Origin of the sequence: Novosphingobium taihuense, from assembly GCF_007830315.1 — a bacterium.
Classification (GTDB): Bacteria; Pseudomonadota; Alphaproteobacteria; order Sphingomonadales; family Sphingomonadaceae; genus Novosphingobium; species Novosphingobium taihuense.
Genome location: NZ_VLKJ01000004.1, coordinates 317,561 through 340,701, shown reverse-complemented (window position 1 = coordinate 340,701; position 23,141 = coordinate 317,561). Strand labels below are relative to the sequence as shown.

General features: G+C 63.9%; 29 protein-coding genes. 10 read left to right on the top strand and 19 right to left on the bottom strand.

Features of this window, described 5'->3' with window-relative positions; all coding sequences use genetic code 11:
- The first annotated feature begins 208 nt into the window (after nucleotides 1–208).
- The 4 genes from IQ25_RS11060 to IQ25_RS11045 are packed head-to-tail and all read left to right on the top strand — an operon-like array spanning nucleotide 209 to nucleotide 3,116.
- Nucleotides 209–718, top strand: a complete 510-nt coding sequence (locus IQ25_RS11060; RefSeq protein WP_144905709.1) for a GNAT family N-acetyltransferase — start codon at nucleotides 209–211, stop codon at nucleotides 716–718.
- Between the two features lie 22 nt (nucleotides 719–740).
- Nucleotides 741–1,322, top strand: a complete 582-nt coding sequence (locus tag IQ25_RS11055; protein ID WP_144905707.1) for a DUF1285 domain-containing protein — start codon at nucleotides 741–743, stop codon at nucleotides 1,320–1,322.
- Nucleotides 1,319–1,921 carry a CoA pyrophosphatase gene (locus IQ25_RS11050; protein ID WP_144905705.1) on the top strand — a complete coding sequence of 201 codons (603 nt, stop codon included), beginning with the start codon at nucleotides 1,319–1,321 and terminating at the stop codon, nucleotides 1,919–1,921. The genes IQ25_RS11055 and IQ25_RS11050 overlap by 4 nt, the downstream gene beginning before the upstream one ends.
- Nucleotides 1,914–3,116, top strand: coding sequence for a CCA tRNA nucleotidyltransferase (locus IQ25_RS11045; protein ID WP_144905703.1), 1,203 nt, complete (start codon nucleotides 1,914–1,916; stop codon nucleotides 3,114–3,116). Before IQ25_RS11050 ends, IQ25_RS11045 begins: the two co-directional genes overlap by 8 nt.
- Here IQ25_RS11045 and IQ25_RS11040 read toward each other — a convergent pair.
- From IQ25_RS11040 to hisB, 16 genes are all read right to left on the bottom strand, one after another.
- On the bottom strand, nucleotides 3,034–3,933 hold the full coding sequence (locus IQ25_RS11040; RefSeq protein WP_144905701.1) for a phytanoyl-CoA dioxygenase family protein: 900 nt from the start codon (nucleotides 3,931–3,933) through the stop codon (nucleotides 3,034–3,036). The genes IQ25_RS11045 and IQ25_RS11040 overlap by 83 nt on opposite strands.
- Nucleotides 3,921–4,454, bottom strand: a complete 534-nt coding sequence (locus tag IQ25_RS11035; protein WP_144905699.1) for a J domain-containing protein — start codon at nucleotides 4,452–4,454, stop codon at nucleotides 3,921–3,923. Before IQ25_RS11035 ends, IQ25_RS11040 begins: the two co-directional genes overlap by 13 nt.
- A 111-nt stretch (nucleotides 4,455–4,565) precedes the next feature.
- On the bottom strand, nucleotides 4,566–5,087 hold the full coding sequence (gene pal / locus IQ25_RS11030) for a peptidoglycan-associated lipoprotein Pal (protein ID WP_144905697.1): 522 nt from the start codon (nucleotides 5,085–5,087) through the stop codon (nucleotides 4,566–4,568).
- A gap of 89 nt (nucleotides 5,088–5,176) precedes the next feature.
- Nucleotides 5,177–6,559 carry a Tol-Pal system beta propeller repeat protein TolB gene (tolB, locus tag IQ25_RS11025; RefSeq protein ID WP_144905695.1) on the bottom strand — a complete coding sequence of 461 codons (1,383 nt, stop codon included), beginning with the start codon at nucleotides 6,557–6,559 and terminating at the stop codon, nucleotides 5,177–5,179.
- Nucleotides 6,556–7,551, bottom strand: coding sequence for a hypothetical protein (locus tag IQ25_RS21030; protein WP_158637732.1), 996 nt, complete (start codon nucleotides 7,549–7,551; stop codon nucleotides 6,556–6,558). The genes tolB and IQ25_RS21030 overlap by 4 nt, the downstream gene beginning before the upstream one ends.
- Nucleotides 7,552–7,561: 10 nt before the next feature.
- Nucleotides 7,562–8,014, bottom strand: a complete 453-nt coding sequence (locus IQ25_RS11010) for an ExbD/TolR family protein (protein ID WP_181447228.1) — start codon at nucleotides 8,012–8,014, stop codon at nucleotides 7,562–7,564.
- A gap of 3 nt (nucleotides 8,015–8,017) precedes the next feature.
- Nucleotides 8,018–8,719 carry a protein TolQ gene (gene tolQ, locus IQ25_RS11005; RefSeq protein WP_144905689.1) on the bottom strand — a complete coding sequence of 234 codons (702 nt, stop codon included), beginning with the start codon at nucleotides 8,717–8,719 and terminating at the stop codon, nucleotides 8,018–8,020.
- On the bottom strand, nucleotides 8,716–9,210 hold the full coding sequence (locus IQ25_RS11000; RefSeq protein WP_144905687.1) for a YbgC/FadM family acyl-CoA thioesterase: 495 nt from the start codon (nucleotides 9,208–9,210) through the stop codon (nucleotides 8,716–8,718). Before IQ25_RS11000 ends, tolQ begins: the two co-directional genes overlap by 4 nt.
- Before the next feature lie 75 nt (nucleotides 9,211–9,285).
- Complete coding sequence (locus IQ25_RS10995; RefSeq protein WP_144905685.1) at nucleotides 9,286–9,663, bottom strand: histidine triad nucleotide-binding protein; 378 nt, start codon at nucleotides 9,661–9,663, stop codon at nucleotides 9,286–9,288.
- Nucleotide 9,664: 1 nt separating this feature from the next.
- A complete protein-coding gene (locus IQ25_RS10990) occupies nucleotides 9,665–9,988 on the bottom strand; it encodes a phosphoribosyl-ATP diphosphatase (RefSeq protein ID WP_144905683.1) in 324 nt (107 codons plus the stop codon).
- Between the two features lie 33 nt (nucleotides 9,989–10,021).
- Nucleotides 10,022–10,186 carry a hypothetical protein gene (locus IQ25_RS21160; protein ID WP_181447227.1) on the bottom strand — a complete coding sequence of 55 codons (165 nt, stop codon included), beginning with the start codon at nucleotides 10,184–10,186 and terminating at the stop codon, nucleotides 10,022–10,024.
- 98 nt (nucleotides 10,187–10,284) lie between these two features.
- On the bottom strand, nucleotides 10,285–11,046 hold the full coding sequence (gene hisF / locus IQ25_RS10985) for an imidazole glycerol phosphate synthase subunit HisF (RefSeq protein ID WP_144905681.1): 762 nt from the start codon (nucleotides 11,044–11,046) through the stop codon (nucleotides 10,285–10,287).
- A 3-nt stretch (nucleotides 11,047–11,049) separates the two neighbouring features.
- Nucleotides 11,050–11,775: a 1-(5-phosphoribosyl)-5-[(5-phosphoribosylamino)methylideneamino]imidazole-4-carboxamide isomerase gene (gene hisA, locus IQ25_RS10980; protein WP_144905679.1), complete on the bottom strand. Its 726-nt coding sequence runs from the start codon at nucleotides 11,773–11,775 to the stop codon at nucleotides 11,050–11,052.
- Nucleotides 11,776–11,797: 22 nt separating this feature from the next.
- Complete coding sequence (locus tag IQ25_RS10975; protein WP_144905677.1) at nucleotides 11,798–12,937, bottom strand: glycoside hydrolase family 130 protein; 1,140 nt, start codon at nucleotides 12,935–12,937, stop codon at nucleotides 11,798–11,800.
- A 66-nt stretch (nucleotides 12,938–13,003) separates the two neighbouring features.
- On the bottom strand, nucleotides 13,004–13,633 hold the full coding sequence (gene hisH / locus IQ25_RS10970; protein WP_144905675.1) for an imidazole glycerol phosphate synthase subunit HisH: 630 nt from the start codon (nucleotides 13,631–13,633) through the stop codon (nucleotides 13,004–13,006).
- Nucleotides 13,626–14,219, bottom strand: coding sequence for an imidazoleglycerol-phosphate dehydratase HisB (gene hisB, locus IQ25_RS10965; protein WP_144905673.1), 594 nt, complete (start codon nucleotides 14,217–14,219; stop codon nucleotides 13,626–13,628). The genes hisH and hisB overlap by 8 nt, the downstream gene beginning before the upstream one ends.
- 85 nt (nucleotides 14,220–14,304) lie before the next feature.
- Between hisB and IQ25_RS10960 the strand changes: the two genes are divergently transcribed.
- Genes IQ25_RS10960 through gmk form a run of 3 tightly spaced genes read left to right on the top strand, consistent with a single transcriptional unit; the run spans nucleotide 14,305 to nucleotide 15,931 of the window.
- Nucleotides 14,305–14,802, top strand: a complete 498-nt coding sequence (locus IQ25_RS10960) for an SspB family protein (RefSeq protein WP_144905671.1) — start codon at nucleotides 14,305–14,307, stop codon at nucleotides 14,800–14,802.
- 34 nt (nucleotides 14,803–14,836) lie between these two features.
- Nucleotides 14,837–15,229, top strand: a complete 393-nt coding sequence (locus IQ25_RS10955) for a hypothetical protein (protein WP_144905669.1) — start codon at nucleotides 14,837–14,839, stop codon at nucleotides 15,227–15,229.
- A gap of 51 nt (nucleotides 15,230–15,280) precedes the next feature.
- Nucleotides 15,281–15,931 carry a guanylate kinase gene (gmk, locus tag IQ25_RS10950; protein ID WP_144905667.1) on the top strand — a complete coding sequence of 217 codons (651 nt, stop codon included), beginning with the start codon at nucleotides 15,281–15,283 and terminating at the stop codon, nucleotides 15,929–15,931.
- A gap of 97 nt (nucleotides 15,932–16,028) precedes the next feature.
- On the opposite strand, the gene IQ25_RS10945 is transcribed toward gmk, so the two are convergent.
- The 3 genes from IQ25_RS10945 to IQ25_RS10935 all read right to left on the bottom strand — a co-directional run bounded on the left by IQ25_RS10945 (nucleotide 16,029) and on the right by IQ25_RS10935 (nucleotide 19,270).
- Complete coding sequence (locus IQ25_RS10945; RefSeq protein WP_144905665.1) at nucleotides 16,029–16,832, bottom strand: SDR family oxidoreductase; 804 nt, start codon at nucleotides 16,830–16,832, stop codon at nucleotides 16,029–16,031.
- Nucleotides 16,833–16,966: 134 nt separating this feature from the next.
- The gene (locus IQ25_RS10940) at nucleotides 16,967–18,106 is read right to left on the bottom strand and encodes an acyl-CoA dehydrogenase family protein (protein WP_144905663.1); all 1,140 of its coding nucleotides are present in this window, start codon (nucleotides 18,104–18,106) and stop codon (nucleotides 16,967–16,969) included.
- Between the two features lie 3 nt (nucleotides 18,107–18,109).
- Entirely contained in the window at nucleotides 18,110–19,270 is a 1,161-nt protein-coding gene (locus IQ25_RS10935; protein WP_144905661.1) for an acyl-CoA dehydrogenase family protein, read from the bottom strand.
- 193 nt (nucleotides 19,271–19,463) lie between these two features.
- On the opposite strand from IQ25_RS10935, the gene IQ25_RS10930 reads away from it, so the two are divergent.
- From IQ25_RS10930 to IQ25_RS10920, 3 genes are all read left to right on the top strand, one after another.
- Nucleotides 19,464–20,312 carry an SDR family NAD(P)-dependent oxidoreductase gene (locus tag IQ25_RS10930; protein WP_144905659.1) on the top strand — a complete coding sequence of 283 codons (849 nt, stop codon included), beginning with the start codon at nucleotides 19,464–19,466 and terminating at the stop codon, nucleotides 20,310–20,312.
- Nucleotides 20,309–21,736: an MFS transporter gene (locus IQ25_RS10925; RefSeq protein ID WP_144905657.1), complete on the top strand. Its 1,428-nt coding sequence runs from the start codon at nucleotides 20,309–20,311 to the stop codon at nucleotides 21,734–21,736. The genes IQ25_RS10930 and IQ25_RS10925 overlap by 4 nt, the downstream gene beginning before the upstream one ends.
- Before the next feature lie 107 nt (nucleotides 21,737–21,843).
- A complete protein-coding gene (locus tag IQ25_RS10920; protein WP_144905655.1) occupies nucleotides 21,844–23,136 on the top strand; it encodes an acyl-CoA dehydrogenase family protein in 1,293 nt (430 codons plus the stop codon).
- Nucleotides 23,137–23,141: the final 5 nt, after the last annotated feature.

The following is a 23,141-nucleotide window of genomic DNA, read 5'->3' as shown; positions in this document are numbered from 1 at the left end:
TTGCGGCGTCTCGGGCGTCGCACTACGCCTATATGAGCAATAGCTAAAGTGATTTTCCCGTTGGATTGATTGCAGTTTCTGCACCTTCCTAACCGACCTGCGGACCTGATGTTCCACCAAACTTGCAGCATTGCCACAGCGAGGCTATCGGCGCGCTTCCTGTCGGTCGACCGGAGCCGAGAACGCCCAGATTCTGAAAGCCGTGCCGTTGTCCAAGATCATTCCGCTTGCCGATGTCGAACCAGCGCTGGTCGAGCAGTTGCTCGATGCCGCGTTCGAGCCCGAGCGGCACAAGCGAACCGCCTACAAGGTGCGCGAGGGGATGGAACCGCTGGGCAACCTTTCATTCGCGGCACTCGACGATTCGGACATGCTGGCCGGCACGATCCAGAGCTGGCCGGTGGGACTGACTGATGCGAGCGGTCGGATGCACCCGATGATCATGGTCGGGCCGGTGGCGGTGCTACCGCACCTGCAGGGCGAAGGCTTTGGCAAGGCGCTGATGACCGCGGCCCTTACCGCGATCGACCCGCGCGCGCCGCTGCCGCAGGTGCTGATCGGCGATCCCGAGTATTACGAGCGCTTCTTCGGCTTCAGCAATGCCCACACCGGTGGCTGGACTCTGCCGGGGCCTTACGAGCAGCACCGCCTGCTGTGCCGCACGGCAAATCCCGCCGTCCTGCCGCAAGAGGGCATGTTGGGGCCTTGGCGGCGCTGATCCGATCTGGCATCGGCATTCCGTGCCCTATGTCCCGCCGCCCGAACTTGCATCGCTGAGCCTTGGCCAACTGGCCGAGCAGGTTGCTGCGCGCAAGATTCCGCCGCTGGACCAGTGGAGCCCGCAAGAGGTGGGCGACAGCGAGATGCGCATTGCCGCTGATGGGCGCTGGTTCCATCAGGGCGGCGAGATCCGGCGTCCGGCTATGGTCCGCGCGTTCTCTTCGCTGTTGATGCGCGAGGATGCCGAGGACGGAGCAGGCCAGCACTGGTTGGTCACGCCGTTCCAGAAACTGTCGATAGAGGTCGAAGACGCCGCCTTCATCGCGACCGACATGCAGGTGAAGCTCGACGAGACGGGCCGCCCCGCCCTCGCCTTCCGGCTCAACAGCGATGATCTGGTGGTCTGCGGGCCGGAGCATCCCTTGCGCGTTGCCGGGACTGACGAGGTGCCAGCATTCTACCTGGCCGTGCGCCATGGCACAGAGGCGCGGCTCAATCGGAGCACGTATGGCCAGTTGATCGACCATGCGCTGACACTTGGCGGTGAGCAACTGGCGGTCGAAAGCATGGGCGAGCGGTTCGCGCTGGTGCCGGGCGCATGAACCTGCTCGAGCGGTTGACCGCGCTCTACGAGGAGGGCCATCGCGAGCCTTTGCAGGACCTCTACGAAGATTGGCGCCCCTTGCCCGAGCACGGGCTGCGGCCAGCTGCCGTGCTGATCGCGGTGACAGACCGCGTCGGCCATCCTGACGGTCCCGGCGTGCTGGTAACGCACCGGCCATCGCATATGCGCGCTCATCCGGGTCAGGCTGCATTTCCCGGTGGCAAGCTCGATCCCGGTGAAACGCCGATCGAGGCAGCCTTGCGCGAGGCCTACGAGGAACTGGGCATCCGGCCCGAGGATGTGAGCGTGATCGGCGCGACCGACCGCTTTCGCACCGGCACCGGCTATGACATCACCCCCGTGCTGGCGATGGTTCCGCCCGATCTGCCACTGCAGCCCAATCCCGCCGAAGTGGCGGGATGGTTCGAGCCGCCACTGGGTTTCCTGCTCGATACCGCTCAGCATGTCTGGCAAGAGGCCGAGTTCAGGGGGCGTATGGGGCGCTACATCGAGATCATGTGGAACGAGCATCGCATTTGGGGCGTGACGGCAGCGATCATTTCCAATCTGGCCAAACGGATAGCTTGGCATGACTGAGCGCCTGCCTTCTGCTGAATGGACCGCGCGCGAGGACCTTGCAGCGCTGGTTGCGGCGCTCGACCCGCAAGCGACAGGCAATTGCCGCTGGGTGGGCGGCGTCGTGCGCGACACGATGCTCGGCATTTCGCCCAAGGATGTCGACATGGCGACGACGCTGGTGCCCGAGGAAACGACCGCGCGCCTTGTTGCCGCCGGGATCAAGGCGGTGCCGACAGGGATTGCCCATGGCACGGTGACGGCGGTACTTGCCGGCGGTCCAGTCGAGATCACCACGCTGCGGCGTGATGTCTCGACCGACGGGCGCCATGCGACGGTCGCGTTCTCGACCGAGTGGCGCGACGATGCGGCGCGGCGCGATTTCACGATCAACGCACTCTATGCCGATCCGCGCACGCTGGAAGTGTTCGACTATCATGGCGGCCTTGGCGATCTGGCGGCGCGGCACGTGCGCTTCATTGGCGATGCCCGCGAACGCATCCGCGAGGATTACCTGCGCATCCTGCGCTACTTCCGCTTCCAGGCGCGTTTTGGCTCGACGCCTGCCGATGCGGAAGCCGAGGCGGCAGTTGCGGAGCTGGCGGCGGGCATGAAGGGGCTTTCGCGCGAGCGGGTGGGCTGGGAGCTGATGAACCTGCTTGGCATGCCTGATCCTTCGCCGACCGTGCATCGCATGGCAGAACTTGGCGTTCTGGAGCAGGTGCTCCCCGAAGCGACAAAGCAGGGTCTGGCGGCACTTGAGGCGCTGATTCTGTGCGAACAGCGCGAACGCGCATGCAGTTCTGCGCTGCGCCGTCTTGCGGCATTGCTGCCGCCCGATCCTCAGTTGGCAGAGCAGGTCGCAGCGCGGCTTCGGCTATCAGTAGCGCAACGCAAGCGACTGGCGACCGTCGCAACGCGCGGCATACCCTCCCCCGATCCCCGCGCGATGGCCTATCGTATCGGGATAGAGGAAGCGCGCGACCGCTTGTTGCTGGCCGGTGAGAGCATTGCCGCGCTGGACGGCTGGAACGCGCCCACTTTCCCGCTCAAAGGCGGGGAGATCGTGGCGCGAGGCGTGAGCGCGGGGCCGGAGGTAGCGCGGACCCTGCGCCACGTGGAGGAACTGTGGATCAGCGAAAACTTCCCCGACGCAGCACGTGTTTCATCAATCCTTGATGAAGTTCTGGCGCGTACCAGCGCAGGACACGGCTGAAACTGACCAGTCCGGTCCGCAAGCCGGGCATAGGCCGGAACCGCTTGAAGCGCTTTCGCTGTTCGTCGGGCAGACCCAGCACAAGCTTTCGGTCCACCACGAGCTTGCGGGCATCGGGTTTGAAGTTGGTATAGTCCGTCCAGAACGGGCGGCAGGCGGTGACGTAGAGCATCGGCCGCGCAGCATCGCTATTGTTGGCCTGGCCGCGATGGCGAACCATGAAGTCCCAGATCATACAGTCACCCGGCTGCAACGGGCTTGTCACCGGTGTTTCCTCATAGCTCTCCCGCCATTCAAGGCGATGCGTACCAAGGAGAAACTCGGTGCCACCGTTGACGGCATTGACCTCGACCAAGGGTATGGAAATGGTCAAGGCATAGGCCGGGAGACTGCCGGCGAAAGGGGTGTCCTCGAAAAGGTGGGCATCGTCTGAATGGATTCGCTGGCTTGGCGCGCCGGGAAAGGAACTGATCACTCCAAACGATTCATAGACCCAGCCTCTTCCGAGCGCCTGGTCGAACAGGGTCTGGAAAGCGGGACTGAGCAACATGTCGATCACGTTCGACATCGACCGGCCAATCGGGACGAGGCCGTTGATTCGCCGATCGCCAACCTTGAGCAGATCTTCCGGTCGTCTGGCGGCAATGTCATAGGCACCCGGAACCACGCGGCGCACTTCGCCTGCGACCTTGGCAATCAGCGCCGGATCGAAAAGCTGATCGAACACGATGACGCCATCGCGTGCCAGCGCCTGAGCGGCATCGGGGGCCTGCTCTGCAGTGAAACGCCCGATCTGCGCCATGCTCACCCCTTCCATTCGCGGCGTTCTTCAGCCGCGCGGAGCACTTCGTAGGAGACCTGCAGCTTCTGGAACTGTTCGGCTGCGGCCTTGTCACCAGGCCGCACGTCAGGATGGACTTCCTTGGCGCGGGCACGCCAGGCCTTTTTCACCGCATCGAAATCGGCATCCGGATCGAGGCCGAGCACTTCGAGCGCGCGCAGTTCGTCACGGCTGCGGGTGCCATCGCCCGACCCGCCCCATTCAGCCCATGCGGCCTGACGATAGCCCGACGCTTCGCCGCGCTCTTCAGCTTCGCGCTGCGCGGCCTCTTCCTTGTCGAGGCCTTCGAAGTAGTTCCAGCCCTGGTTGTATTCGGCAGCGTGGCTCTGGCAGAAATACCACCGGTCCGGGCTGTTGGGAGACTTGGGCGCGGGGCAATCGCCCTTCTGGTCGCAGCCGGCACGATCGCACAGGCGGACGGGCGCGGCATCGAACGAACTGCCGTAGCCGCGCCAGCGGGGGAATCCCCAGTCCTTCGATCGTGTGTTGCGTGCCATCGGTGCAGCCCAAGCCAACCTTGCGGGAAAGGTCAAGATGGGTGTGTTGCCGGAAATGCAAAAGGCCCGGACCTTTGGCGGGTCCGGGCCTTGCTGTTACGGCGGTTTGCCTCAGTTCACCGTGACGGTGACAGCGCGGCGGTTCTTCGCCCACGATCCCTCGTCGGAGCCGAGTGCCAGCGGGCGTTCCTTGCCGTAGCTGACGACGGTGACGCGCGCAGGATCGACGCCGAGGCTGACGAGATAGTTCTTGGCAGCATTGGCGCGGCGTTCGCCCAAGGCGATGTTGTAGTCACGCGTGCCACGCTCGTCGCAGTGGCCCTCGATCGTGACGCGCTTTGCAGGATAGCGGGCCAGCCACGAGGCCTGGCTCTGCAGCACGCCCTGATCCGCAGCGTCGATGTTGTAGCGGTCGGTATCGAAGTTGACCGTGTCCGAAATGACCGAGGCAATGAAATCGGCCTGGCTGCCGGGCACTGGCCCCATCGGCTGCTGGGTCTGTGGCGGAGCCTGGGTGGTGGTCGTGGTGGTGCCAGGCTCGGGCGGAAGCTGCTTGGGCTTGGAAGCGCAAGCGCCGAGCGTGAGGGTAGTCGCGGCAAGGCCGGCTAGCAGGAGGGAACGGTTCATGGGCATTCTCCTGTGGGAGGGATGGGAGAGATGACGACGTATCGTGCAGTTTCAGCGACAGAATGACAAGGGCGAGAGTCCGCACTTTTTGGACCTCAGGGCAGGACGGGCCCCCATGCAGGGTCTGAACCATCGACGGGGGTATTCAGTTTCCGCTCGTTGCGCCCTGTAAGGTCGACCTGCCAGATGCCGGTCTTGCCGCTGCCGCGCTCGGTGCGGAAGAACTGGACGATGCGGCCGTTGGGCGACCAGGTGGGGGCTTCGTCCTGCCAGGAATCAGTGAGGAAGCGCATGCCCTTGCCGTAAGGATCGGTCACCGCGATGCGGAAGTTGCCGCCGATGTGGGTAAAGGCGATCTGGTCGCCGCGCGGGGACCATTCGGGCGTGGCGGCGCGGCCACCGAAGAAGCTGATGCGCTTCTGGTTCGAGCCATCGGCGTTCATGACGTAGATCTGCTGACCGCCCGAGCGATCGCTTTCGAACACGATCTTGCTGCCATCGGGCGAATAGGAGCCGCCGACATCAATGCCGGGGCTGTCGGTCAGGCGCGTGGATTGGCCGCCAGTGGCGGGCACGCGGTAGATGTCGGTATTGCCCGCGATTGCCATCGAATAGAGGATGTACTTGCCATCGGGCGACCAGCGCGGCGCGAAGGTGGGATTGGTGCTCGACGTGACCAACGTCTGCTGGCCGGTGCCGATGTTGTAGACGTAGATCCGCGGCGCGCCGTTGAGGTAGCTCAGGTAGACGATCTTGCTGTAGTCCGGCGAATAGCGCGGCGTGAGCGCGGTGGCCTGACCGTTGGTGATGAAGCGGTGGTTCGCGCCATCGGAATCCATGATCGCCAACTGCTTGCGCCGGCGGTCCTTGGGGCCGGTCTCGGCAATGTAGGCGATCTTGCTGTCGAAGAACGGGCTTTCGCCGGAGAGGCGCGAATAGACCATGTCGGCGCACTTGTGCGCGGCGCGGCGCCATTCTTCGGGCTTCACGACATATCCCTGACGTGCGAGCTCGCTGCCCAGAGCGACGTCATAGAGGTAGCAGCCGACGGTCAGGCGGCCATCGTCGTTGGCCTTGACGAAGCCCTGTACCAGCATTTCGGCCGAACGCCCGCGCCAGGTGTCGAAAGTGGGAGCGGCGACTTGCGGGAAGGCAACTTCGGGCAGCTGGTCGGGGCCGACCGGCTTGAACAGGCCGTTGTTCTTGAGATCGTTGAACACGACTCGGGCGACATTGCGGCCAAGTGCTTCGGTGTTGCCGCCGGTGGCAGCCGTGGCGACGGAGGCATTGGTCGGGAAGGACGGGATGGCAATGCCAAGATCCTGCCATTCGCTTTCGTCGGTGACCGAACCGGTCAGCCCATCGTCCTCGGCAGGTGCCTGTGAGGCGGTGGAGGACGGCACGCTGGCCTGCTGCGCCACGACCATCGCCGGAACCGTCAGCAACGTGCCGAACAGGAGAAGATCACGAAGTTTCATTGGGACAGCCTCTTGTCGAACCGGAACGCAGAAATGCGCTTCCAGTTGCTGTAATATTCGGACGGAAGATCGAACGGCGCGGCGAGTTGCACGGCGCGGATGGCAAGTTCGGCATGACGCTTGGCCTGCGCTTCGTTTGCGGGCGTAATCCCGGTCTGGCTGACCACGCGCGGGCGACCGACAAGGCTGCCATCGGGATTGAGATCCCATGCCAGTACCGTAACCAGCTTGTCGATGTCCACACCCTGCGGACCGACCCAATGTGCCTTGACCTGACGCGCGACGGCGCTGGCAAGTGACGCCTTTACCTCCGGACCCGCAACCGCAGCCGGAGGAGTCTTGGCGGTGCCGGGCTTGGACGAGCCGGGTATGCCGTTCAGGAAGTCCGAACCGATGCGGCTGGCACCCGAGGGGGCGTCGGGACGACGACGCGGGCTGGTGTCTGACGGCTTGGCGGGCGTTGCCTTGGCAGGTGCCGGCTTTGCGGGCGCCGGCTTTGCGGGCGCCGGCTTTGCGGGCGCCGGCTTTGCAGGGGCGGGCCTTGGCGGCACAGGCTTTGGTGGCGCGGGCTTCGGTGGCGCGGGCTTGGGCGGCGCGGGCTTGGGCGGCGCGGGCTTGGGCGGCACCGGCTTGGGCTGCGGTTGCGGCCGGGGTGCGGGCTTGCGTGGGGCTGGCACGGGTTTGGGCTGCGGCGGCGGGGGCACCGGCTTGGGCGGCTCGGGAAGCGGTTGCGGCTCTACCACAGGCTCGGGCTGCGGCTCACCGAGTTCGGGCGCAACATCGGGTGCGGCCGCGGCCATGGGATCGCGCGAGGTGGACTGGTCTGCTATTTCGTCGGAGAAGGTCACTTCCATCCGCTCAGGCGGTGGCTTGACCGTCTTGCCAGGCGGGGAGAGCATGAGGAAGGCAAGCAGACCGGCATGGGCCAGCGCAGCTATCGCCAGCCCAGCTCCTTCCTGCCTGGTCAGCCCTCCGGCAACGGGATCGTGCATTGCCACGGGCCTATTGCGGCGCGGATGAACTGTTGGTGACCAGCGAGATCGACTTGAAGCCCGCCGCGTTCAGCTCGCCCATGACGGCAGCGACGCGGCCCCAGTCGAGCACGCGGTCGGCCCGCAAGGTGACGAGCGGGGGCTTGCTGCCCTTCTGCAGCCCGCCAAGACGTTCGGTAAGTTCGCCGGGGGCAAGCTGCTGGTCATCGAGGAAGACGGTGCCCTGCGCGTCGATGGTGACGGTGATCTGGTCCTGCTGCTGGTCAAGCGGATCGGCCTTGCTGTCGGGCAGATCGACCGGCACGCCCGCGGCGAGCATCGGCGCGGTGACCATGAAGATGATCAGCAGCACGAGCATCACGTCGACCAGCGGGGTGACGTTGATCTCGCTCATCGCGGCGCGACCGCCGCGCCCTCGGCGCCTGCGGCCTCCTCCGCCGCCCGATCCCATGGACATCGCCATGCCTCAGACCTCCAGTTCGCGGCTGAGCGAGGCGTGAAACCGGTCTGCAAAGCGGTAGAGCCGCGTCTCGAAGCGATTCACGCGGTGCGAAAAGCGGTTGTAGGCGATGACGGCGGGAATGGCGGCAAACAGGCCGATGGCAGTAGCGAACAGCGCCTCTGAAATGCCCGGCGCAACGACAGCGAGCGAGGAATTCTGCTGCGCGCCGATGTTGAAGAAGCTGTCCATGATGCCCCAGACGGTGCCGAACAGGCCGACGAAGGGGGCTACCGAACCAACCGTAGCGAGAAAGTTGAGGCGGCTGGCGAGCGTATCGGTCTCGGTCACGACGGCACCATCGAGCGCGGTGGTCAGGCGCTGGCGAGTGCCTTCGCGGTCAATCGCGCTGCCCGACGTGGAGCGCCGCCATTCGGCGAGCGCGGCATTGACGAGGCGGGCAGATGGCAGGTCGCGACCCTTGTTGTCCTTCTGGAACTGGTCGATGTCGCGCGCTTCCCAGAACTCGCGCTCATACTTGTCGCAGCCGCGCTGGACACTGCCCATCTTCAACGAGAAGCCGATGATGATCGTCCAAGTCCAGACGCTCGCCAGCACCAGGCCGATCATCACCGCCTGAACGACATAATCGGCATCAAGGAACAGCTGCACGGGGTTCAGCGAAGTCGGCGCGAAGGAAACGCCATTGGCGAGCATCGGGAAAATCATGCGGGGTCCTGTCCTTCAGGGGCAGTGGTGGCAGGGGCAGTGGTGGCAGGGGCAGTTGTGATGGTCTGGAATGCGGCCATCCACGCGCGCGGCTGGCGGCGTGGACGACCATTGGGAGCGACGAAGGCAACGCGCACCTTCGCTTCGCACAGAAGCGTCTCATCCCTGAACGCACGCTGCACGATCCGGCAGGTGGCGGGCGAAAGTTCGGCGACGTGGCTGCGGACGAGGACATCGTCGTCCAACTTGGCGGGACGCAGGTAGCGCAGGTCCATCTCTGCGACGGCATAGGCCCCCTCGCCTGCCTCGTGCGCCGCGCGCTGGTCTATGCCGAGCAGACGGAGCATGTCGGAACGGGCGCGTTCGAACCAGCGCAAGTAATTGGCGTGGTAAACCACCCCCGAAAGATCCGTGTCCTCGAAATAGACACGGACCGGATAGAGGTGCTGAGGGCCGTCGAACAGGCCGGAGGGAGGCTGGGGTAGAAGCATTCGCCTGCGACCCTACCCTTGCGACGAGTCACAGGGCAAGGGGTGGTTAACGTCTTATCCGTGCCAGATGCCTTTTCAGCGGACGAGCATCGGTCCGAGGGGCTGCCCGGCAAAGAGGTGAACGTGCAGATGCGGCACTTCCTGATGGCTGTTGGTGCCGGTGTTGGCGAGCAGACGATAGCCCGGCGCGACGAGGCCGAGATCGCGTGCGACCTTGCCGACCGCGCGGACGAAGCCTGCAATCTCGGCGTCCGAGGCCTTGGCGGAAAAATCGTCCCAGCACACGTAGGCGCCCTTGGGGATTACCAGCACATGCGTGGGGGCCTGCGGGTTGATGTCGTGGAAGACGAGCGCGAAATCGTCTTCATAGACGGTGCGGTTGGGAATTTCCCCGCGCAGAATCTTCGCGAAGACGTTCTGGTCGTCGTAGGGGAGCGTTGCGTCAACGGCCATGTCAGTTGCTCCGGCTGGCTTTTTCGACAATGCCCGAGGTGCCTTCGCGGCGTTCCAGTTCGGCCAAAACCTCGGCCAGCGGCACGTCCTTGGCCGAGAGCAGCACCATCAGGTGAAAGATGAGGTCCGCTGCCTCGCCAACGAGTTCCTTGCGGTCTCCTGCGAGGGCGGCAATGACGGTCTCGGTGCCTTCCTCGCCGACCTTCTGGGCGATCTTGGCAATGCCCTTGGCGTTGAGCTTCGCCACATAGCTGGCGGAAGGGTCGCCCATGCGGCGCTCGGCAATCGTGGCTTCGAGCCGGGCGAGAATGTCACCGTGTTCCATGGTATGCGCAATGGCGCGGAACAGGCGTGGCGGTCAACCCCGCCGCTTGGCGATATGCCGGCCGACGATGAGACCAACGACGCCCATGGCGAACAATGCACCGTCAGTCGGCTCGGGGATCGAGATGCCGGCCGACTGCGCAAGCGCCGGAGAAGCCGACGCGACGAACGCTAGAAGGATGGTACCGATACGAAGCACAGGACAGGCAGCCTTGGATTGTTAACGCCAAGCTAATGCCAGACCGGACGATTCGGTAAAATCCCTTATAACAGTTGGTTAATGACCCATCTTGGGACTCAGCCTCTAGCGGGCAGTCCTGCGGCCCGAAGCGCAGCGTGCGCTTCTGCGATCGAGTGCGTGCCGAAGTGGAAGATCGAGGCTGCAAGTACCGCGCTGGCATGCCCTTGGGTCACGCCTTCGACGAGGTGGTCGAGCGATCCGACGCCGCCGCTGGCGATGACCGGAACAGGTACGGCATCGGCGATGGCACGGGTCAGTTCGAGGTCATAGCCCTTCTGGGTGCCATCGCCGTCCATCGAGGTGACGAGCAATTCGCCCGCGCCGAGTGTGGCAAGGTTCACCGCGTGAGCCAGCGCGTCGATGCCGGTTGCCTTGCGCCCGCCGTGGGTAAAGATTTCCCACTTGCCCGGACCTGTGCGCCGCGCATCTACGGAGCCGACCACGCATTGCGCGCCGAACTTCTCTGCAATGTCGCGCACCAGTTCGGGTCGGGCGACGGCAGCGGAATTGACCGCAACCTTGTCGGCCCCGGCGAGCAGGAGCGCGCGGGCATCTTCCACCGCCCTCACCCCCCCGCCAACTGTCAGCGGCATGAAGCAGACTTCGGCTGTGCGGGCGACGACATCGAGCAGCGTGCCGCGGCCTTCGTGGCTGGCGGAAATGTCGAGGAAACACAGTTCATCTGCGCCCGCCTTGTCATAGGCGCGCGCCTGTTCGACCGGATCGCCCGCATCGCGCAGATCGACGAAATTGACGCCCTTGACCACGCGGCCATTGGCGACGTCGAGACAGGGGATGACGCGGACGCGGACGGTCATGGATCAGGCCTCTGCCATCTCGATCGCAGCCTTGAGATCGAGGCGACCATCATAAAGCGCGCGGCCGGTGATGACACCCTCGATTCCGTCTGCCTCGTGAATCTTGAGCATGCGGATGTCGTCGATGCCCTTGACGCCGCCGCTGGCAATGACGGGGATGTCGACGCGGCGGGCGAGTTCGACCGTAGCGTCAAGGTTCACGCCCTTGAGCAGGCCATCACGACCGATGTCGGTGAAGAGCAGGCTGGCAACGCCCGCATCTTCGAAGCGGCGTGCAAGATCGACGACCGAAACGTCGGATACGTCGGCCCAGCCTTCGGTGGCGACCATGCCATCACGCGCGTCAACCGCCACGACGATGCCGCCGGGGAACTCCTTGGCCATGTCCTTGACGAACTGTGGGTCCTTCAATGCGGCGGTGCCCATGACGACGCGGCTGACGCCGAGGTCGAACCAGCCCGAGACCGCCTCGCGCGTGCGTATCCCGCCGCCCAGCTGGACGTGGCCGGGGAAGGACTTGAGGATGCCTTCCACGGCCTCGCGATTCTCGGCGCGGCCCGCGAAGGAGCCATCGAGGTCTACGACGTGGAGGTACTGCGACCCGGCCTGCGCGAACAGGCTTGCCTGATGGGCGGGATTGTCGCCGTAGACCGTGGCGCGGTCCATGTCTCCTTCGGCGAGGCGAACGACCTGGCCAGCTTTCAGGTCAATGGCGGGAAAGACGATCATGGAGCGCGCGCCTAGCAGGCGATCACGCGGAACGGAAGGCTTCCTTGGGCACATGGGTGATGCGGCAGGCAAGATCGGCCTCGCCGGAGGCAACGATGTAGCGATCTTCGAGTTCGGCGATGCCGGTGGTGAAGACCACGTCGCGCAAGTAGAGCAGGTCTTCGAGCGGGCGGGTCAGTTCGGCGTTCGGTTCGAGCAGAGGGGTGTGGCTGCCGCCGATGGTCTTCCAAGGCTGATCCGCGTCGAGCAGGGACCAGTAGGTGCGGTAGATGCCGACGATCTCCTTGGGCTCGACGCCGTGCCACAGGGTTAGCCATCCGCGCTTGCCGTCGATCTCGGTGAGAATCGGAGGGGTGCCGCCACCCATGCGCGCCGTGGCTGCAGTCCCGGCATGGGGACGGATGCCGGGCTCCAGATGAGGTTTCCAATGCAGTGCATCGGGAGAGGTCGCGAGGTTGATCGAGGGGCCGGAGCGCCAGTCGCTGCCGGGGGGATAAGCGAAATAGAGATCGCCCAAAGGCCGGGTCTGCGCCCAGTACTCTCCGTGGACGAGGCCTTCGAAGATCAGCATGTCCTTGTTCTGGTGATCGAGGACGATGCCTTCGAACGTCCAGTCGAGGCCGTTCGCTGAGGTATAGAGCGTGGTCGAATGACGTTCGGGGCTGACCGAGCAGGTGGTCATCAGGTAGGCGCCCTCACCCATGCGGGAGATGCGGGCGTCCTCGATGCCATAGCACTGATAGGTTCCTTGCGGGGCGATGGCCTTGTCATAATGGGCCTCAACAACTTCCAAGCCATCCGGCGTCATTTCGACCGGGAGCAGCCATGACAACGAGGTCAGCGCCATGATCTTCCACCCTCCGCCGTGGAGCATGAACTTGCGTGGGTCCGATGTATCGACCAGTTCGAGCGGCCAGCCATCGAGCACATAGCCGCCATCGTGCCAGCGGATCGCGTGGACCTTGCCGTCCCGGATGGGATGGCGCAGCGCCTCGGCAACGCGGACCATGAAGAGCAGATTGCCGTTGTGCAGCACGGTCATGCCGGGATTGAAGGCTCCCAGCACGAATGTTTCGGCCCCGAAGTGGCCCCGGAGCGGCGAGCGCTCGAGATTGACCATGAAGGGCGTGAATACTAAACGATCGAACGGAAACTTGGTCATGCAGGCGAGGCTCCTTCTGGTGAAGGTAAGGCCTCGCGTAGCGATAGGGTTCCCCGACCTATCCCGTCAGGGCTTCCATTCGAGGAAGCGGCCGAGAAGTGCGAGGCCGTAGGACTGGCTCTTTTCCGGGTGGAACTGCACGCCGAGAATATTGTCGCGAGCGACCGCCGCCACGATACCACCGCCATGATCGCTCATCGCTGCCACGTGCGCGCCCTCTTCGGGGACGAAGTGGTAGGAGTGGAGGAAATAAGCTTCACCGGCATCGAGCAGTTCGGCGCCACCCTTGTGCGGCATGGGCGCAACATCGTTCCAGCCCATGTGCGGGACCTTGATCGAAGGGTCCGCCGGTTCGATCACGCGGACTTCGCCGCCGATCCAGCCAAGGCCATCGGTGGTTCCATGTTCTACGCCACGATCCGCAAGAAGCTGCATGCCAACGCAGATGCCGAGGAAAGGCGCTCCGCCCACCAGAACGCGCTCTTCCATAGCCTCGACAAGGCCGGGAACGGCGGACAGCGCACCGATGCAGGCGCGGAAGGCACCGACACCGGGCAGGACGATACGGTCTGCCGCGCGCACAACGCTGGGATCGGCGGTAACGACGACGCCTTCGGCTCCGGCAGCTTTCAGCGCATTGGCGACAGAGCGGAGATTGCCCGCGCCGTAATCGACCAGCGCGAGCGTATCAGCCACCGAGGATGCCCTTGGTGGAGGGGATGGCATCGGCCTTGCGCGGGTCGATGGTGATCGCCTGTCGCATCGCCCGGGCAAAGCCCTTGTAGATGCCCTCGATGATGTGGTGGTTGTTCGAGCCGTAAAGGCTTTCGATGTGCAGCGTGATCCCGGCGGCCTGACTGATCGACTGGAACCAGTGCTCGAACAGCTCGGTGTCCATCTCGCCCAGGCGCGGCTGGGTGAACGCGGCCTTCCAGATCAGCACCGGACGGCCCGAAATGTCGAGCGCGACGCGGCTAAGCGCCTCGTCCATCGGCGAGTAGGTGTGGCCGTAACGGGTGATGCCCTTCTTGTCGCCCAGCGCCTGCGCGATGGCCTGGCCCAACGCGATGGCGCTGTCTTCGGTCGTGTGGTGCTGATCGACGTGGAGGTCGCCCTTCACCCGGCACTCGATATCGATCAGCGAGTGGCGGCTGAACTGTTCGATCATGTGATCAAGGAAGCCGATGCCCGTTTCCACCTTGTAGGTGCCGGTGCCATCGAGGTTCACCGACACGGCGATGTCGGTCTCCTCGGTCTTTCGCGTGATCGATCCGGTGCGCATGGCAAGCGCCTATACGCCGCTCCTGTTGAGAATCAATCACCGTCCCCACTTGACCCGAACGGCCGGTGCAGTCAGTTGTGACGCCATGACCGATGCACCTGACAGCCTGATACCCTACGACGAAATCGTGCAGGAGGCCCTGCGCGCAGTGGTCGGCAGAGTGCTTGGCCAGGTGGCGGCAGGCGGTGGCATGCTGCCGGGTACGCACCATTTCTACATCACCTTCAAGACCGGCGCGCCGGGCGTGGACATTCCCCAGCGCCTGCGCGAACGGTTTCCGGACGAGATGACGATCGTCCTGCAGAACAAATTCTGGGATCTGAAAGTCGAGGAAGACCTGTTCAGCGTCGGGCTTTCGTTCAACCAGATTCCGTCGACGCTGGTGATTCCGTTTTCTGCGATCACCGCCTTTGTCGATCCGGCGGTGGATTTCGGGCTGCAGTTCCAGGCCGTTGTCGATGACGAGGCCGAACCGATCGAACCTGCAGAGAACGATTCGCCGGAACAACTCGACAAGCCGGCTGTTGAGCGGAATGAAGACGGCTCGAATGTCGTCACAGTCGATTTCGGCAAGAAGAAGTAAGGGGCAACGTGCCTCGCTGACATAAGGCAAGGGCATGGCAGGCAAGGGCAAGAAATTGGTGGTGGCGGCAAAGCAGGCTGCCGATAAGGTCCCCGCCCCCAGTCCCAATCCGATGACCAACCTCATTCTCGCAGACGTCGCGTTGCGCACCGGCGGCGCGCTATTGCGCCGGGGCGTCGAGAAGGGGCTGATCGGGTCAAAGCTCGGCTCGAGAAAGGCCGGACGGATTATCAAAGGTCGTTCGATGTTCCAGACGCTGGTTGGCACGGCCATTGCTCGCGTTGCGACCCGTTCCGTCCCAGGAGCCATTGTCGTTGGCGGCGGTTTGCTGGCCAAGACACTCTACGATCGGCGGCGCAGTCGAAAGGCCAAAGCCGCTGGAGAGGTGGCGGTCGATGAGCAGGCAGAGCGCGGCGAGAAGGTCTGAGCGAAGCCTTCCCCACTTGACCGAGCGGGAACCGATGCGCCACTAGCGCACATGGTTCACGAGTCTCATGACGACGATACCCTGCATCGGCGGGGTCTGATGCTCATTCTTTCCTCGCCCTCGGGCGCGGGCAAGACCACGATAGCGCACAAGCTTCTGGCCGAGGATGACGAGATCGCGGCGTCGGTTTCCGTCACCACCCGACCAATGCGGCCGGGAGAGGTCGAAGGGAAGGACTACTACTTCGTCGACAAGGCAGAGTTCGATCGCATGGTCGAGGCCAACGCCTTCTACGAATGGGCAGTGGTCTTCGGCAATTGCTATGGCACGCCCAAGGCGCAAATCCGCGATCGGCTCAAGGCGGGTGGCGACGTGCTGTTCGACATAGACTGGCAGGGCACGCAGCAGCTTTACCAGAAGGCTCAGGCCGACGTGGTGCGCGTGTTCATCCTGCCGCCCAGCCTTGAGGAACTGTACCGCCGCCTGACCGGGCGTGGGACGGACAGTCCCGATGTGATTGATGCCCGCATGGCTCGCGCCCAGGCCGAGATCAGCCACTGGGATGGCTACGACTACGTCGTGATCAATGACGACGTGGACGGTTGCTTCGAAAAGGTGCGCGAGATTCTGGCTGCCGAGCGCATGAAGCGGACCCGGCAGACAGGGCTGATCGATTTCGTGCGCGGCTTGATGCGGGGGTGATTCCCCGCGCAGGCGGGGAACTGAGGCGTTTTACTGAGTGGTTCCCGACCAACACCGAGACCCCCGCCTTCGCGGGGGTGCAGGGTTCAGAAATCGATCAATGCCCGCTTGGATCGATGGCATTCTCCGGGATCCACGCGTTGACGATGCCGCCGTCGATGGGAAGCGGCGTCCCGACGACGTAGTCGCCTGCGCGGCTGGCGAGGAAGATCGCGCCGCCTGCCATGTCTTCGATAGTCCCGACGCGCTTCGAGGGGATGCCCCGCGACGACGCTTCCGGGTTCTTGGCTGCTGCCTTGTTCATTTCCGAGGGGAATGCCCCGGGGCAGATGCAGCTGGCGACGATGTTGTCCCGGATCAGGCGAGCGGCCATTCGCTTGGTCAGCTGGATCACGGCAGCCTTGGACGCCTGATAGCTGTAGGTTTCCCATGGATTTAGACGCAGGCCATCGACCGAGGCGATGTTGATCACCTTGGCAGGCTGTTCCTTGCTGGCGGCTGCCTTGAGCAGGCCGTGCAGCTTCTGGGTTAGAAAGAACGGAGTCTTGACGTTAAGGTCCATGACCTTGTCCCAGCCCACTTCGGGGAAATCCTCGAAATCGGCGCCCCATGCGGCTCCCGCATTGTTGACGAGGATGTCGACCTTCTCCTCGCGCGCGGCAAGGTCGGCGGCAAGCTGCTCGATGCCGGCGACATTGGAGATGTCACCGGCAATGGCGATGCACTTCTCGCCAAGGCGGGCCGCGGTTTCCTCGACAACGGCGACCTTGCGCGCTGTGATGTAAACGCGGGCGCAGCCTGCGGCGATGAAACCTTCTGCGATCATCTCGCCGATGCCGCGCGAACCGCCGGTGACGACCGCGACGCGGCCTTCGAGGCTGAAGAGCTTGGTGAAATCCATGGTGTCGTTCCCTTCCGGCCTTGTCGTTCAGCCGTTCTGCTTGCGTCCTTCGACAGGCTCAGGACCAACGGATCTGGTTTCCAACCTTAGTCCGCTCATGCTGAGCTTGTCGAAGCACTATCCGCAAGGTTTCATCAATAGCCGCTGAGTTGGGCCACGCGTTCGGCGTGGTAGTACTGGTCGCCCATGAATTCGGCCAGCGAACGGTCGCGCTTCATGTAGAGGCCGATGTCATATTCATCGGTCATGCCGACGCCGCCATGCATCTGCACGCCTTCGCGGACCGAAAGGTTGCATGCCTTGGCAGCCTTGGCCTTGGCGACCGAGATCATCAGGTCAGCGCGCTCCGAATTGCCATCCAGCAGTTGCTGCGCCTTGATCACGGCGGCTTCGGCAATCTCGAGTTCGGAATAGAGATGCGCGGCGCGGTGCTGGAGCCCTTGGAACTCGCCGATCAACTGGCCGAACTGCTTGCGGGTCTTGAGATAGGCGGTCGTGATATCGAAAGCGCCTTGCCCTACGCCGGTCAGCTCGGCGGCAGCGCCGATGCGGCCTGCGCGCAGGACCTTGTTGAGCAGTTCGCGCCCGCCATCGACTTCGCCGATCACGCAATCGCCATCAAGTTCGACATTGTCGAAGGTCACGTTGCTAGCCATCGCGCTGTCGACCAGACGCAGGTTCTCGTGGGAAATGCCTGCCGCATCCTTGGGCACTGCGAAAAGCGTGATGCCGTCATTGTCAGTGTCGCTGCCCGAGGTGCGCGCAGCAACGATGATCGCATCGGCCGATGCACCCTGCACCACGAAAGCCTTGCGGCCCTGAAGGCGGAAGCCGTTGCCGGCCTTTTCCGCCTTGCAGGCAATGCGTTCGGGACGGTGCTTCGGGCCTTCATCGATGGCGACGGCCAATACGCTGTCACCCGCAATAACGCCCGGAAGCCAGCGTCCGCGCAAGTCCTCCGACCCACCCGAGAGCGCGGTGACGCCCATGACCGAGGTGGTGAGGAACGGCGAGGGCGTGAGGTTGCGGCCGATCTCGCGCAGGACGATGCCCGCCTCGACGTGGCCCATCGCAAGCCCGCCATCAGCCTCGGCGGCGAGCATGCCGGTCAGGCCCATCTCGGCGAACTGCTTCCACAGGGCATGGCCGAAGCCGTCCTGACAGTTCATGTCGCGATAGTGGCGCAGCTGCTTCTTGATGCCACCTTCGTCGGCCATGAAGCCGGTGACGCTCTCGGCCAGCATGGCCTGATCTTCGGTGTGGTACAGGGGCATGGATCAGGCTCCCGGCAGTTCGAGGATGCGTTTGGCGACGACGTTGAGCATGACTTCGCTGGTGCCGCCCTCGATCGAGTTGGCCTTGGTGCGCAGCCATGAGCGGGCGGGCGTTCCGCCGTTGGTGCGCTCGCTGTCCCACTCCAATGCGGTCGCTCCACCTGCCGACATCAGCAGTTCGTGGCGGCGCTTGTTCAGCTCGGTGCCGGCATATTTCATCATGTTCGGCTGGGCGGGATGCGCCTTGCCGACCTTGGCTTCATCGAGGAACTTCTCGCCCATGCAGGCATAGGCCAGCGCGTCGACATCGAACATGGCGAGGTCTGCGCGCAGGATCGGGTCTTCAAGACCATTGCGCGCCACCACAGCGCCAATCGCATTGAGGCGGTCGCCGCCGCCCGCGCCGGAGATCATCTCGCGCTCGTGACCGAGGAGATACTTGGCGACATCCCAGCCCCGGTTAAGCTCACCAACGATCTGGTTCTTGGGCACGACGACGTTATCGAAGAAAGTTTCGCAGAACGGCGAATTGCCGCTGATCAGCTTGATCGGTTTGGTCGTCACGCCCGGGGTGGTCATGTCGAACAGCAGGAAGCTGATGCCCTGGTACTTGTTTGCCTTGTCGGTGCGGACGAGGCAGAAGATCCAATCGGCCTTGTCTGCATAGGACGTCCAGATCTTCTGGCCGTTGACCAACCAGTGATCGCCCTTGTCTTCGCCAAAGGTCTGCAAGCTGACGAGATCCGAGCCCGATCCGGGTTCGGAATAACCCTGGCACCAGCGGATTTCACCGCGTGCGATCTGGTTGAGGTAATGGACCTTCTGCTCTTCGGTGCCAAACTTCAGCAGCGCTGGGCCGAGCATCCAGATGCCGAAGCTGGAAAGCGGCGGGCGCGCGCCGATGCGGGCGAGTTCCTCGCGCCAGATCTTGGCCTGCGCCGGCGACATGCCGGCACCGCCGTAGGCCTCGGGCCAGTCAGGCACGGTGTAGCCCTTGGCGGCGCAGCGATCCATCCAGGTCTTCTGCGCTTCGCTCTTGAACTCGAAGTTGCGCCCGCCCCAGCAGACGTCGCCCTCGTCGCGGACGGGCTCACGCATTTCGGCGGGGCAATTCTCTTCAAGCCACGCGCGGATTTCCGCGCGGAAGGCATCAAGGTCTGACATGGTTATGCTCCTCTCTTAATCGGAAGGTTAAGGCGAGTCGCGAGGCGATGGCAAGGGCGGATTTTCGGGCGCTTTCCTGCGCTTTGGGGCAAGTCCAGCATGCCGTAGCGTCAACCGCAGCAGCATTGACGCGGGGCCTTTCGCGCCTAAGCTGACGTAAACGTAAAACGACAGAAAATGCGCTGGAGAGAGCATGCGGTTCAACGGAAGGACGGTCGTCGTGACCGGGGCGGCATCGGGAATCGGGCGAGCCACGGCCATTGCCTTCGCGGCTGAGGGTGCCACGGTCTATGCCGCAGACATCGACGAATCAGGTCTTGCCGAAACGGCAGCGGCATCGAACGGCAAGGTCGTCACGGCGCGGTGCGATGTGACCCGCTGCGAGGACATCAAGGCGCTGATGGACCGGGCTGCGGCCGAAACCGGCGGGATCGACTGCGTGTTCAACAACGCGGGCGCGGGTGGCGATCGAACGCCCATCGACGAGATCGAGCCGGAGGGCTGGGACCGCACGATGGACCTGCTGCTGCGGTCGGTGGCATTCGGCATCCGCTACGCCGTTCCACACATGATCGGACGCAAGGGTGCCTCTTTCGTCAACACGTCGAGCGTTGCAGCAGTGGGTCCGGGCTATTCGCCGACCGCCTATGCTGTGGCCAAGGCGGGCGTGCTGCACCTGACCAAGGTTGCAGCTGCAGATCTCGCCAAGCATCAGATCCGCGTGAACGCAGTGCAGCCGGGCTTCATCAATACGAACATCTTCACCGCCTCGCTGGACATGCCGGCAGAGCTGGAAGCGCAAGCCAAGGGCGCGATTGCCGCGATGTCGAGCCAAGCGCAGCCCGTGGCGCGGGGCGGACAAGCGGACGACATCGCGCAGGCTGTGCTGTTTCTGGCCAGCGAGGCAGCAGGCTTCGTCAACGGCACTTCGCTGATCGTCGATGGTGGTATCACCATTGGACCGCGCCATAGCTGGGACCCGAACATGCCGGGAATGTTCGACGCGCTGCAGCAGATGGCCGAAAGCGGCAAAGTTTCATGATCCCGATCGAGGGCAAGGTTCCGACCCGGCTTGCCCTCGCCAATGGGCTGGGCAGCGTGGCCTATGGCGTCAAGGATAACGGCTTCGCCACGTTTCTGCTGCTGTTCTACAATCAGGTGCTGGGCATGGATGCGCGGCTGGTCAGCCTGGCTCTGCTCATCGCACTGGTGTTCGACGGGCTGATCGACCCCATCGTCGGCCATTTCAGCGACCGGACGCGGACGGCATGGGGGCGGCGTCTGCCGTTCCTCTATCTCGCGCCGATCCCGCTGGCGCTCGCATGGGTTTTCCTGTGGTCACCGATTGGCAAGCCGAGCTTCGTGATGCTGTTGGTCTCGGCCATCATGGTGCGCGCACTCGTGGCGATGTGCGAAGTTCCGTCTGCCGCGCTGGTGGCGGAAATCAGCCGCGATTACGACGAGCGCACGCGCCTTACCCGGTTCCGCTTCCTTTTTTCGTGGGGTGGCGGGCTACTGATGCTCCTGCTGGCCTATGGCGTGTTCCTGCCCAACGCGATGCTCGCGCGCGAGGGCTATCGCAACTTCGGCCTGTTCGGTGCGGCCCTGATGGTCACCTGCGTGCTGGTTTCCGCAATCGGCCAGCATCGCGCCGTTGCCGGCTGGCCGCCCGAGCGCGCATCGTCGGGCAAAAGCGCCCTCGCCTCGCTCGGCGAAATCCGCGAGAGTTTCTCGCATCCCGCCTGCCTTATCGTGATGGCTGGCATTGCGGCGGCGCTGACCGCACAAGGGCTGACATTCGCGCTTTCCAACTACCTCTACCTCTACGTCTGGAAATTCACGCCGACCGCACTGCAGGCGTTCCCGTTCCTGCTGTTCGCGAGTGTCGTCGGCGCATCGCTGCTGGTGGGCCGGGCGCAATTGCGCTGGGGCAAGGCCGGAACGGTCATGCGGATGGCGCCACTGGGCATGGTATTCTGGGCCGGACCGCTGCTGCTGCGCTGGCTGGGTCTTTGGGCACCCGATGGCAGCACGGCTTCGCTCGCCGGGATGTTTGCCTGCACGCTGCTGTCGAACACTTTCACCGTGACTGGAACAATGACTTTGTGGTCGATGGTGGCCGACGTGGTCGAAGCATCGGAAGAGCAGACCGGGCGGCGATCCGAAGGCACGCTGTCGGCGGGCGCGTTCCTCGCCTCGAAATGCGCGGGCGGGCTTGGTGTGTTCTGCACCGGCCTGTTGCTGAGCTTTGCGGGACTCGAACCCAACACCGCTCCCGATTCAGTTGCACCGGAAGTGACCTATCGCCTGAGCCTGGCCTACGTTGCGAGCATTGCCGTGCTGGCAGCGCTTACGGCTTTCGTCGTCCGGCGCTTTCCAATCGACAGGGCGACACATCAGGCCCGGCTGGCAAGGCTCGATCAGGTCGCCAAGACCGACCCCGACGCTGCCGGCCTACACCCATGACGGGCTGACATGACCTCGATCAACGACATGACTTAATCGTTCGCTTAATTTCCGCTTGAATTCACCGTCTGCCCGTTGGACACTGCCGGGCAAACAAGGAGAGGCCCATGGATTTCGAACCGACCGACCGCCAGAAGTACTGGCGTGACCGCGTCCGCCAATTCATCGAGAACAACGTCCGCCCCCGCCACAAGGACTACAAGGCCGAGCAGGCCACCGGTGAACGCTGGAAAGTTCTGCAGACGGTCGAGCAGGAGAAGGCCAAGGCCAAGGCCGCCGGAATCTGGAACCTGTTCATGCCGCCACGCAATGGCGGGCATCATCACGTGGAAGACACGTTCGAGTTCGAGGGTCCGGGCCTGACCAACCTCGAATATGCCCTTTGCGCAGAGGAAATGGGCCGCATCGGCTGGGCGAGTGAGGTGTTCAATTGTTCCGCGCCCGATACCGGCAACATGGAAGTGTTCCACCGCTACGGCACGCTTGAGCAGAAGGAGCGCTGGCTGCGCCCGCTGATGAACGGCGAAATCCGCTCGGCATTCCTGATGACCGAACCGGCCGTTGCTTCGTCTGACGCGACCAACATCGAGACATCGATCCGCCGTGAAGGCGACGAGTATGTGATCAACGGGCGCAAGTGGTGGTCTTCGGGCGTCGGCGATCCGCGCTGCAAGATCGCCATCGTCATGGGCAAGACCGACTTCGAGGCGAAGCGCCACCAGCAGCAGTCGATGGTGCTGATGGAGCTGGACGCGCCGGGCGTCGAGGTGGTCCGCCATCTGCCGGTATTCGGCTATGACGATGCGCCGCATGGCCACATGGAAGTGGCGATGAACAACGTGCGTGTGCCTGCGTCCAACATCCTGCTGGGTGAAGGTCGCGGGTTCGAGATCGCGCAGGGCCGCCTCGGGCCGGGCCGCATCCACCACTGCATGCGCACGATCGGCGTGGCCGAGGAAGCAATCGCCAAGATGGCAAAGCGGCTGCAATCGCGCATCGCGTTCGGAAAGCGCGTGGCCGACCAGTCGATCTGGGAATGGCGCATCGCGCAGGCCCGCATCGACATCGAGATGACCCGCCTGCTCTGCCTCAAGGCGGCCGACATGATGGACAAGGTTGGCAACAAGTCGGCAGCGCTCGAGATCGCGATGATCAAGGTGCAGGCTCCGAACATGGCGCTGCGGATCATCGACGATGCAATCCAGGCCCACGGCGGTGGCGGCGTTTCGGAAGATTTCGGTCTTGCCGAAGCCTATGCCCACCAACGCACTCTGCGTCTGGCCGACGGTCCGGACGAGGTTCACGCCCGTGCGATCGCGCGCATCGAGTTCGCCCGCCATTCCGATATGCCGTCCGGGGACAAGGGCTTCAGCTCGGGCGATCTGGGCGTTGCCAGATAGCACTA